This is a genomic window from Nonomuraea sp. NPDC051941 (genome assembly GCF_044593615.1).
In genome coordinates this window covers 37461-48281 of record NZ_JBIUCF010000074.1, presented here as the reverse complement: position 1 = coordinate 48281, position 10821 = coordinate 37461, and the positions used below count along the sequence as shown (strand labels likewise).

Genomic DNA, 10821 nt, shown 5'->3' with positions numbered 1-10821 from the left:
TCAGGGGTGACCAGGGCTCTCCGATGACGTCGAGGGTGCGGGCGATGGAGCAGGCCATGTCGCCGAAGTTGGTGCGTTGCATGGGGTCAGTCTACCCATTGGAGTTCCCTTAAGGAACTTAAAGTGCTACGGTCGTAAAGTCTCTTCAAGGAACCCCAGAAAGGAATTGCCGCCATGAGCAAGGTCATCGCCGCCCACGCGGTGTCGGTCGACGGCTACATCACCGGCCGTGACCCCGGCGCCGGACGCGGGCTGGGAGACGCAACGATGCTGTTCGACTGGTACTTCAACGGCGACACACCCAGCCAGGTCTTCGACGGGTTCAAACTGGGCGAGCCCAGCGCCCGCGTCTTCGACGCCCTCGCCGCACGCGTGGGCGCGGTCGTCGCGGGGCGCAACACCTTTGAGGACTCCGACCATTTCGGAGGCGGCAGCCCACACCCGAAAGCCCGACTCGTCGTCCTCAGCCACCGGACGGCACCGCAGCTGAGCGAACGGCAAACCCTCATCACCACCGGCATCAAAGACGCGATCACAGCCGCTCGCGAAGCCGCAGGCGGCGGCGACGTCGGCCTCATGGGCGGCGGCGTCACCACCGAGGCTCTGAAAGCGGGGCTCGTCGACGAGGTGATCCTCCACCAGGTACCCATCCTGCTCGGCGGCGGCCGCCCCTTCTTCCAGTCACTGCCCGAGCACGTACACCTCCGTCTGCTGGAGGCCGTACCGGCACAGGGCGTCACCCACCTCCACTACGAGGTGGTCCGATGATCCTCGTCACCGGCGGGCTGGGCATGATCGGCGCGCACACCGCCCGCGCGCTCGTCGACCTCGGACACGAGGTCGTCGTCACCGCACACCGCCGGACCGAGGTCCCGTCGTTCCTCGCCGGCCGGGTCGGCGTGGAGCCTCTCGACGTCACCGACCGGGACGCCTTCCTGGCCCTCGCCGATCGCCACGACATCAGCGACGTCGTCCATCTCGCCGGCAGCATCCCCGGCGAGGACCCGGTCCGCTACTTCCGCACGGACACGATCGGCCTGCTCAACGCGCTGGACGCCGCCCGCACCTGGGGTGTGCGCAGGTTCGCCGTCGCGAGCAGCCTCGGCGTGTACGTCGGCCGGAGCGAGACCCGCTGGCACGAGGAGCTCGCGCTGCCCACCGCGAACCTGCCGCACCTGATCGTCGCCTTCAAGAAGGCCGTCGAGCCACTGACCACGCACAGCCTCCAAGGCAGCGGCGTCCAGCCGGTCGTGCTGCGCATCGGGAGCATCTGGGGGCCGCTGATGGACCCGGAATCACCGTTCAACCACATCCCTCCGTTCATCAGTGCCGTGCTGCGCGGTGAGAAGCCGCAGCCGCTGTACGCCGACGACGGCGGCGACGGTTGCTACGCACCCGACGCCGGGCGCGCGATCGCCCTGCTGACGACTGCGGAAACCCTGCGGCACGACACCTACAACGTCTCCAGCGGCCGACCGTTCACCAACCGCGAGCTTGCGGACGCCGTGCAGGCGATCACTCCCGGCCTGCGGCTCGACCTCCTGCCCGGACGGCAGACCGGCCCCGGCGACAACCCCTACCTCGACACCACCCGGCTCACCCACGACACCGGCTTCGCGCCGGCCTTCGACACCGCCAAGGCGGTCGCCGACTACGTCGCCTGGCGTGCCGACAACCCCCGCTAGAACCCCACCCGGATCCGGCCGCAAAGAGCGGCCGGCCCAAGATCAGGAGCATCTGATGTACGGGGCACTCGTCAGGCTCGTCATCAAACCAGGAAAGCGATCGGAGTTTCTGGAGCTTTCGCGCTGGAACACCCAGGTGGTCAGGGAATCCGAGCCGGGCACGCTGCGTCTCGACCTGTGGGAGGTCGAGACGGAACCTGACGTGGTGTACGTCTACGAGGTCTACACGGATGAGGCCGCCTTCGAGAGCCACATCAAGAACGGACCGGTGCAGAAGTTCGGTGAGATCATGAATGACCTGGTCGAGGGCTGGACCATGGTCATCCCCTTTGGGCACAGCACCATGTCGAATCTGGACGAGTGACCTGGCCACGGCCCCGGCGACAGGCGCGGCTGGCGTCGATCACCTGTCGTTGAACGAGGCAGGCGCGCCCGCCGGGCCCGGCGAACGCATCGCCACCGGTGAAGCCTGACGCCAAAGGCACGCAGCCGCTGCTGTTCACGCCGGCACTGACGCTGCAATCACGCAAACTCGCCATTCGCGGCCAGAACGGCCCTGTTGCGTGCGCCGCCGACCCATGCCGGTGCCGGACTCGCCGCTCACAAGGACCGGCTGCTGCCCCCAGCCGCCTGCCGACACCTGGGCAGCGTTCGCGACGCGCTGGTGAGGCCAAATCCTTCGCTGACAACGCCACTTGCCTCGGCTCGGTCTGTGAGGTGATCCGCGCGAGTGGGCGGAAGAACTGCTGGCTATCCGGGGTTCGAGGTCCCTTCTCACAGGTCAAATCTCACGATCAATAGGTCCCTGCGGAGACGTCCGCAGGGACCTATTGATGATCACGTCTTAGGGCTCGACGAGACCGACCGCGAACGCGTAGTCGTCCAGGGTGAACTGAGTGATGCCCGTGATGCGCAGGGCTTGCACCCGGACGGTGTAGGTGCCCGGGCCCAGGGGAGCAGAGAAGCGCTCGAGGGCGTGCGCCTCCTCGACGCCACCGGGGCTGTCGAACCTGTAGTCCGTGCTCGTGACCGGTTGCAGCTCGGTGGTCGTCCCCGCGGAGTTGACCACGACGATACGCACGGAGCACCATGCACTGGCGTCGCCGGCGCAAATGGACTCGGCGGTGAAGCGGGCGTCGACGAATCGCGTCGTCCCCGAGGGCACGGTGACGTTGACGGACGCCGTCGGGATGTTCCCCCAGGCTCCGACCGTCTGGGCGGTCCATGGGCTGCTCTCCCCGGTGTAAGACTGAGCGCTGGTCTGCGTGCCGGTCTGGGAACTGGACACGGCGTCGGCGGCGGTGATCGTCAGCGTGAGAGCGCCGGACAGCGCTGCCGTGGCGAACGCGGCCTTGATGAGTCTGGACAACGGGGTTCCTCTCTGCCTGCGCGAAGCCGTGTGCTCCGCGATGGGTCGTTGCTGGAACCACGCTGACGAGAATTCCTTGGCCGGTGAAGCCCTGGTCGAATCATCCGTACAAGTCCGTACAAGCACCCGCCCGCCCCTGCCCGCGCCGACGCGTCGGCCAGACCGGCTCGCCGCCCGCTCGCTCGCTCAGTTCGGCCAGCCAGCCGCGGGCCCGACGAATCCCGCTCTGCTTCACGAACCGCCTTGTGGACACAAGCCGGGCCCGACCGTGCGCCCCACCGGGTGGCGGAGGCAAGCTGGGATACCGCCACCGACCGGGCGCTCGGCAGCCAGGCCGCCGCCTCGTGCACGCTTTTCTTCCTGCGAGCAGCGGCGCGGCCGCGTTCTGGTCGACGGGGTCCCGGAAAGAACCGCGGTGTTCGTGGCCACCCACATGGTCACCACCAGGGCCAACTCCCAGACCTTCACCGAAGGGCTGACGGTCGAGGTCCTGAAGACGCCTAGCATCCCGGCGGCCCCAGCCTGATCTTCACCCCGAGCTGCGACGCGCCGTGCGGAGCGGGCGGCCAGGTCGCCGGCCTGCTGGCCACCGGCGGGCAGTTCGACGGCGTGTTCACCTTCACCGACGCCACCGCGACCCAGCACAAACCCAAGCTCACCATCACCGTCGCCCCGATCATCCCGCCGCACGTGCACTTGGATTACGGAACGTCCCGGACGACCTCTGTCAGCTCGCCGGAATCAATGTCGTAGAAGAGGCCGTGAATCTCAACGTGCTTCGGCGTGCCTGGGCTGTTGCGGATCAGGCTTACGTCGTAGTTGAGTGACTTCTCGAAGTCAGCGATGCAGATGCCGTCCCAGTCGTACGCAGACGAGATATCGGTGTGCTGTTCACGTTCCCAGGCATCGATGATCCCCTTCTCCGTGAATGACGTACCGCCGCAGAAGGAGTGGTGTACGACGACAACCCGCTCGATTCCGAAGAGGTGCTGGGAGACCGTGATCGAGCGAAGAGCATCCGCTGCGCGTCCACCTCCGACGATGAGGGGGAACACCGTCGCTGTAGAACCTCTCTTCCTGCCAGCCTCGTCGAGGACAAGGTCACCAGGGTAGACCTCGTCACCGAAGTAATCGGCCACTGCCTGCGCAGCGCCGGCTGCCCGGGGGTCAAAGCAGTAGATGGCGATCGTCCTGACGGGAATCGAACTGGTGACGATCTCCCGAACTGCCGGTTCGCTGTAGCCCGGCTGTCCTCGGAATGTGAACTCGACAAAATTCGACATGCTTAACTCCGATTCTCGCGGTACGGTCCCGGGCTTTTCGCGCAACGCCCGGGATACTCAAAACCTGCCTTCGGCAACGTGAATGCTGCGCAGGTCGAGGATTTCCGCAATGCAGCGCTACTCAAATGAGTCGGTAAGCGCCAGTGGCTCAGCGAGGGCTTCTCGTCTACTACCCCCACGGGCCATTGGCTACGCCACGCTCCATGAAGGTGACTCCATCTGCTTCCCGCTCACACGCCAGGTGGTAAGCGATCGCGTAAGGGGGCGCGGCGGTCTCGGAGCGGGCTCCGTGGGCGAGGACTTCGTCGGTCAGATGGCGGACCATCTCAAGTCGTGGGTAGGCGGCATGGATCTGCCCCTGTTCCTTGGCCACGAGGTCGAAATGTTTGCCGAAATCTATCCAGATGCCTTCGTAGGTGAGGTAGGTCAGCAGCCCCATTCGTTCGGGGATCTGCGGAGTGGTGTGAAGAGCGATCGCCTCCCAGACCCGGTCGACGTCCCGGGCGAGAGCGCCGAGATCGGTCAGCACTGTGGCGGCAAGATCGGCGCCTTCCATCTCGAACCGGAGCCGGCCGGGTGCGTCGGGGCCTGTTCCCAGGTCGTGCATCACATGGGCGGCGAAGAGGAGTTCCTCGTCGTAGTCCGCGTCGTTCAGGACGCCTTTGTGGGCGGCGAACAGGCGGGCCCAGTAGAAACCGCGAATGCAGTGGTTGAGCACAGCCGGATGCACCGCAGCACGCGCCGCGGCGAGGCTTGCCTCAACCAGTGGCCCGGCAGGAAGAGCGAGTACCTCGTTCTGCAGGCCTTCCGAGAGTGCGGGGATGCCGGTCATGACTCGACACTATGAAACCGGCCCTCCTGCCAAAAGTGGCACGGATGCCAACCAGCGCTACAGTCGTGCCACTATGACAAACAGACACCACGTTGCGGTGCTCGTACTGCCCGGTGTGCTTCCGCTTGAGTTCGGTACCGCGACGCAGATCTTCGCCATGGACCCCCACTATGAGCTGACCGTGTGCGGTGACACCGACACCGGCCTGGTGCCAGGGTTCGGCTTCGCGATCACCGTCGCGGCCGGCCTTGAGGCACTGGACGACGCCGACACTGTGATCATTCCGGGTTACGACCACATTGACGCGACCCTGTCGGCTGAGCTTCTGGCGGCACTACGAGCAGCTCACGCCCGAGGCGCCCGACTCGTCTCCATCTGCACCGCGGCCTTCGCCCTGGCCGCGGCCGGGCTGCTCGACAGGCGCCGCGCGACCACACACTGGCGGCACGCCGAGCAATTGCGTCAGCGCTACCCACTTGTCGATGTCCTGCCAAATCAGCTCTACGTCGACGACGGCGAGATCCTCACGTCCGCCGGCGTGACCGCGGGAATTGACCTGTGCCTGCACCTGATCCGCACCGACCTGGGCGCCGCAGCAGCGAACACGCACGCACGCGATCTCGTCGCGCCGCCACGGCGACGGGGAGGCCAAGCACAGTTCATCGAACAATTCCGCCCCGAGGCGAGCGGAGATGAGCTCGCACCTCTGCGGGAGTGGATGCTTGACAACCTTGCGACGCCCCTGACCGTCGACCACCTCGCCGAACGCGCCCATATGTCGCGGCGGACACTGATCCGCCGCTTCCGCGAGGAGACCGGCACTCCGCCCATGGCCTGGCTGACCGACGCGCGCATTGACCGGGCACGCGAACTGCTGGAGGCGACCACCGTGCCCATCGAGCAGATCGGCCGCCTGACCGGTCTCGGCGCTCCCGCTTCCTTGCGGGCGGCATTCCATCGGCACCTCGGCACCTCCCCTCAGGAATACCGGATCCTGTTCCGCCACAAGGACGAGATGGCGGACGCATGATCCCGGGACGCCCTTGAATCGCCGGACTCGACAGATGCCGGCCTTCTGGGGCGACAGTTGCCAGCACGGGACCATGGCCTCACGCCGTCCTTGCCCCCGGACCTGTCCGATGCCCGCTGGGCGTAAATGGAGCTGACACCGACGGCCTGGCGAGCCGCACGCATGCAGGCCTCGGGTGCGATCACCGTTGCCGAGCCGCCGATGGCCAGAGCGTCAGGTCATGCCGCGGACCGCGGCATGGGATCGATCAGATCGGCGGCCAGCAGCGCCTGATCGAGCCCGGAATGGGTGCGCAACAACTGACCGACGCCCGTGATCTCCAGGATGCGCCTGACCCGAGCGTGCGGGGCGGCCAGGTGCAGGCCGGCGCCATGCTCATTTTGACGGTGATGCTGCTGGATGAGCAGATGCAGGCCGGAGCTGTCCATGAAACTCACCCCGGACAAATCCAGCACCAGGGGTAGGCCGGCGTCCGGATGCTCACGCTCGATGTAGGCGGTCAGTTGGGCGACGGTGGCGGCATCCACCTCGCCCACCACCTCGATGAGGGTGCCGCCGATCAGGGCTCGGCTGGTCAGATGTAGCGGTGTCACGTCAGTCATCCGTGCGGCCAGGTCCTCGGCATGGCGGCCGACCGCCTGCTCGGACATCGCGTATCCGCCTCCTCGATCGGTACGGGGACTTCGGTGGCGCTCTCAACCGTAAACCCTGAAGCGGGTTACATGAAAGAGCTTTCACTATAAACTCTGAAGTCAGTTACTTCCTGACACCGTCCGCCACCACGGACTGAAAGTGTGAGCGCCATGCAGCCCGGTCACGAGACCCCGGCCTGGACCTTCCTGACCCACCACGCCCGCGTGCTGCTGGAGATCGCCCGCAACCCCGAGGTACGGCTGCGCGAGATCGCCTCCTGGATCGGCATCACCGAACGCACCGTACAGAGCATCGTCAACGACCTGCACGACGCCGGATACCTCACCCGCGAACGAGTCGGCCGCCACAACCGCTACACCATCAACACCGACCTGGAATTCCGCTACCCCACGGAGGCCGGCATGCCGGTGCGCCGCCTGATCGCCATGTTCACCGACCGCGACCTGCCCGAGGGCCCGCCGTCGCACCAGCCGTAGACCGCTACCTCGCCGGCTCGGCGGCCGATGTGGCGGGTTGGTCGTCGTCCTCCAGCGCCCAGTACGACGCCGACCTCGCGGGCGATCTGGGTACGGACTGGCCAGGGGCGCGGTACTACCTTCCTCCCCCTGCTTCGTCAGGCCGTGTCAGGTAACGCGTTCGTTGCTATGCGTTCTGCTCATGGTGGTTCGGGAGCACTCTGGAAGCATGTCGAAGACGGCAGCAGGATCCGGACGCGCCCCACGGTCACGGGGCAGGCGGTGGACGGTCATCGCCGCGATCGTCGCGATGACAGCGTTACTGGCCGTGGGGTTGATCGGCTTCTTCGCCGACCCGCTACGCCTCCCGCCGGACGTGCTGGGCGTACTGGATCAGCGGGCCAGCGTGATCAGCATGTTCATCGGCGCAGCCGGACTGGTGGTCGCGGTGGTGGCGCTGCTGCTGCAGCTGCGCGCCGACCGTACCCAGCCGACCGCCGCCGCTGATCCAGCGGATGGCGTGCCCGAGACGCCGCCTGGCGTGTCGGCTTCGGGGGAGCGGTCGATCGCCATCGGCGGGGACAGCTCCGGCATCGTCTCGACAGGGGATGGCGCGCGCAATGTGCAGATGCGGGCGCAGGCTTCGGGGCAGGGCCGGGTGTACCAGGCCGGTGGAGACCAGACCATCAACGAACGATGACCACGACCCCGTCGGCTGACTCCCCAGCCCCGCTCCCGCGTAGCGTCCGTTCGGGGGTTGGTGCGATCGCCGTCGGGCCGTGGCCGACCGTGGTCTGTTCGGCGTGTACGGGCCGGGGCGACGAGCCCTGGCGAGCAGCATCGTCGAGCCATCGAAGAACCGCTGTCAGGTAGGGCGATCATCCCGGACTGTGCTGTGTGCGGTCGTGATGTCGACGGCCGGGCCGCCTTCGGCGATGGAGGCCGCAATACCGTCGGGTGTGACCGCCAGACCGTGGGAACGCAGGGCCCGATGGTGGTCGTTGTGGCCGTCTGGCGGTTGGTCTTGTCCAGCTCCCGGCACCTGCTTGGTGCGCTGCCGTTTCTCCTCGCGCAGTTGCAGGCGTGGGTGGCGGCGGCCGTCGCACGGCCAGCGGATGCCGCACCGGTTCGGCTACGCCGCGTCACGTCGCAGATGGCTCGCGATCAGGTCACGAAGGCGGCCAAGCGGCCTTGCGTTGGCTAGCCTCACCGGCATGCCTCTCGCCTCGATTCCCAGCCCTTCCGAAGGGGTCTGGTATCTCGGATTCATCCCGATCCGGGCCTACGCACTGTGCTTCATCATCGCGATCGGCTTCGGCATCTGGCTGAGCGAGCGCCGCTGGCGCGCCCGCGGCGGCGAGAAGGGCACGATCGGCGATCTGGCGGTCCCCGGAGTGATCTTCGGCCTGATCGGGGCTCGCCTCTATCACGTCATCACCGACTGGCAGACCTACTTCGGCCCGCGCGCGATCAAGGAGCCGTACCAGGCGCTGTTCATTTGGGAAGGCGGGCTCAGCATCTGGGGCGCGGTCGCCCTGGGAGGCGTGGGCATGTGGCTGGCCTGCCGCCGCCGGGGGCTGTCCCTGGCAGCCGTGGCCGACACGGTCGCGCCCGACATCGCGTTCGGGCAGGCGATCGCCCGCTGGGGCAACTGGTTCAACCAGGAGCTGTACGGTAGCCCGACCACGTTGCCGTGGGGCCTGGAGATCGACCAGGCGCACGGCGGCGAGCCAGGCGTGCTCTACCACCCGACGTTCCTGTACGAGTCGATGTGGGACGCGGCGCTCGGTTTCGGACTGATCCTGGCCGGTAGACGGTTCACGCTGCACCACGGCCGCCTGTTCGCCCTCTACGTCGCCGGCTACACGTTCGGGCGGTTCTGGATCGAAGGGCTGCGGATCGACCCGGTCGGCGGGGTGGACCACGCGGTGACGCTTCTTGGGCTGCGGATCAACCAGTGGACCTCGGTCGTGCTGTTCGTCGGCGCGCTGGTCTATCTCTGGGTGACTCGTAACAAGGACAACGAGGAGATCGTGGTGCCGGCCTCACAGGGCAAGGCCTCGCACGAGGAGAGCGGCGGGCAGGTCTCCGATCCGACCGAGAGCACCTGACACGACCGACATGCGGCCCGCAGGCGCGCGACGCGGCTGGCCCGGCGCTTGTGGGAGGAGTCCACGCGACCGACGAACGCGCCGAGCCTTCGCCTTGAAAGGCCGCGGATCTTGAACTCTCTGACCTGCTGAAACAGCGAGGTGCCGAGCTTCGCCGTGAGGCTCGCGCCAGCCGTCATTCCGAGTCACCCGTGCCCGCCAGCGACCGCGAGTGACCGGAGCTTTCCGCCGTTGGCGTCGAGCCAGCGGGTCGTGTCCTCCAGCTTGCGGATTCGGTCGGCGACCTCGTCGAGTTGCGCCCTCCCGTTCAGCCAGTGGCCCGCCCGCCACAGGGCGCTGCCGACCGCCCGGGCGAGGAGCAGCCGGGGCAGGGCGTCGGCCTCGGCGACGTCCAGTGGGCGGACCGAGGCGTACCCCCGGAGGAAGGCCGTCGTGCGGAGCTGCCAGTCGCGCGTCTCCAGGGCCCCGCTGTTGAACAGCGCCGCCATCACCTCCTGGACCAGGAAGCCGAGCCCGGCGAACTCGAAGTCAAGCAGCCCGCTCACCTCCCCGGTGTCCTCGTCGACCAGGGCGTTCGAGGCCGCCAGGTCACCGTGGATGACCTGGGTCGGCAGTGTGCCGCCGCCCACAGGCCACTCCTGCTCGACGCGGCGTGCCACGGCCTCGAGGTGGGAGGCCCGCTCCGCGCTGATCCCGGCGGCGCGCAGCTGGCGGCAAAGGGCGCCGACGTTCGGTACGGCGGGGTGCGCCAGAGGATTGCCGCGCCAGTCTCCCAGCCCGTCTTCTGGCGGCATGCCCAGCAACGTCTCGCCGAGCAGCCCGGCCGCCCGGCCGAAGCGCTCGAGTGCCGTCTGGCCCGTGAGGTCGGGCCGCACACCGGGGATCCACCGGCAGACGGTGGCGGGCCCGGCCGCGGTCTCGATCACGGTGTCCCTGCCGGGCGCGGCGACCGGCTCAGGCACCTGGAAGGGAAGTCCGGCCTGCCGTAGCCACCGCAGGATCCGGTGCTCGGCGCCGACCTGCGCGGCGGACAGGGTCTGGCTGACCCGGAGCACGAATCGGAGGTCCCCTTGGCGGAGCACGAACGTCTGGTTGTTGGTCCCCTGCTCGGCTCGGATGATCGTCGTGTCCGGGGGAAACCCCCACGCGGCCAGCAGCCGGACCAGGAACTCCAGGTCGGCGGGCGCAGTCACGCGCCAATTCTGGCGGCATGCCCAGGCCGGCGCGCAACCGGTTTATGGGCCTTCGGAGCAAGAGTCAGCAAAGGGTTCCAATTCCGGTCGACCAGCCAGGGCGCACTTTCCTACGCGGGTCGAGTCGAGAATCTCGGAAGTAATCCACAACTTCAACGTCATCGCCCAGCAGCAGGACGGCTACATGACCGGCTCTCTAGCAGCTGCCG

The 10821-nt window shown here is 67.5% G+C and carries 12 protein-coding genes; 7 read left to right on the top strand and 5 right to left on the bottom strand.

The genetic code is table 11. The annotated features are described in order from the left end of the window. The first annotated feature begins 174 nt into the window (after window positions 1–174). From ACIHFD_RS62110 to ACIHFD_RS62100, 3 genes are read left to right on the top strand one after another with little or no spacing between them, the layout of a single operon-like run. Window positions 175–768, top strand: coding sequence for a dihydrofolate reductase family protein (locus ACIHFD_RS62110; protein ID WP_397374980.1), 594 nt, complete (start codon window positions 175–177; stop codon window positions 766–768). Further along, the gene (locus tag ACIHFD_RS62105; RefSeq protein ID WP_397374979.1) at window positions 765–1685 is read left to right on the top strand and encodes an NAD-dependent epimerase/dehydratase family protein; all 921 of its coding nucleotides are present in this window, start codon (window positions 765–767) and stop codon (window positions 1683–1685) included. Before ACIHFD_RS62110 ends, ACIHFD_RS62105 begins: the two co-directional genes overlap by 4 nt. A gap of 55 nt (window positions 1686–1740) precedes the next feature. Continuing rightward, entirely contained in the window at window positions 1741–2049 is a 309-nt protein-coding gene (locus ACIHFD_RS62100; protein WP_397374978.1) for a putative quinol monooxygenase, read from the top strand. Between the two features lie 480 nt (window positions 2050–2529). Here ACIHFD_RS62100 and ACIHFD_RS62095 read toward each other — a convergent pair whose 3' ends face one another. From ACIHFD_RS62095 to ACIHFD_RS62085, 3 genes are all read right to left on the bottom strand, one after another. Continuing rightward, complete coding sequence (locus ACIHFD_RS62095; RefSeq protein WP_397374977.1) at window positions 2530–3054, bottom strand: hypothetical protein; 525 nt, start codon at window positions 3052–3054, stop codon at window positions 2530–2532. Window positions 3055–3755: 701 nt separating this feature from the next. Then, on the bottom strand, window positions 3756–4337 hold the full coding sequence (locus ACIHFD_RS62090) for a carbonic anhydrase (protein ID WP_397374976.1): 582 nt from the start codon (window positions 4335–4337) through the stop codon (window positions 3756–3758). Between the two features lie 169 nt (window positions 4338–4506). Continuing rightward, entirely contained in the window at window positions 4507–5169 is a 663-nt protein-coding gene (locus tag ACIHFD_RS62085) for an HD domain-containing protein (RefSeq protein WP_397374975.1), read from the bottom strand. A 97-nt stretch (window positions 5170–5266) separates the two neighbouring features. Here ACIHFD_RS62085 and ACIHFD_RS62080 point away from each other — a divergent pair, with 97 nt between their 5' ends. Next, on the top strand, window positions 5267–6199 hold the full coding sequence (locus ACIHFD_RS62080) for a GlxA family transcriptional regulator (protein WP_397374974.1): 933 nt from the start codon (window positions 5267–5269) through the stop codon (window positions 6197–6199). A 218-nt stretch (window positions 6200–6417) separates the two neighbouring features. Here ACIHFD_RS62080 and ACIHFD_RS62075 read toward each other — a convergent pair whose 3' ends face one another. Beyond that, a complete protein-coding gene (locus tag ACIHFD_RS62075; protein WP_397374973.1) occupies window positions 6418–6849 on the bottom strand; it encodes an STAS domain-containing protein in 432 nt (143 codons plus the stop codon). Window positions 6850–7002: 153 nt separating this feature from the next. On the opposite strand from ACIHFD_RS62075, the gene ACIHFD_RS62070 reads away from it, so the two are divergent. From ACIHFD_RS62070 to lgt, 3 genes are all read left to right on the top strand, one after another. Continuing rightward, window positions 7003–7329, top strand: a complete 327-nt coding sequence (locus ACIHFD_RS62070) for a MarR family transcriptional regulator (RefSeq protein ID WP_397374981.1) — start codon at window positions 7003–7005, stop codon at window positions 7327–7329. A gap of 208 nt (window positions 7330–7537) precedes the next feature. Next, window positions 7538–8008, top strand: a complete 471-nt coding sequence (locus ACIHFD_RS62065) for a hypothetical protein (protein ID WP_397374972.1) — start codon at window positions 7538–7540, stop codon at window positions 8006–8008. 514 nt (window positions 8009–8522) lie between these two features. Continuing rightward, entirely contained in the window at window positions 8523–9419 is an 897-nt protein-coding gene (gene lgt / locus ACIHFD_RS62060; protein WP_397374971.1) for a prolipoprotein diacylglyceryl transferase, read from the top strand. 185 nt (window positions 9420–9604) lie between these two features. Here lgt and ACIHFD_RS62055 read toward each other — a convergent pair whose 3' ends face one another. After that, a complete protein-coding gene (locus ACIHFD_RS62055; protein ID WP_397374970.1) occupies window positions 9605–10612 on the bottom strand; it encodes a phosphotransferase enzyme family protein in 1008 nt (335 codons plus the stop codon). Window positions 10613–10821: the final 209 nt, after the last annotated feature.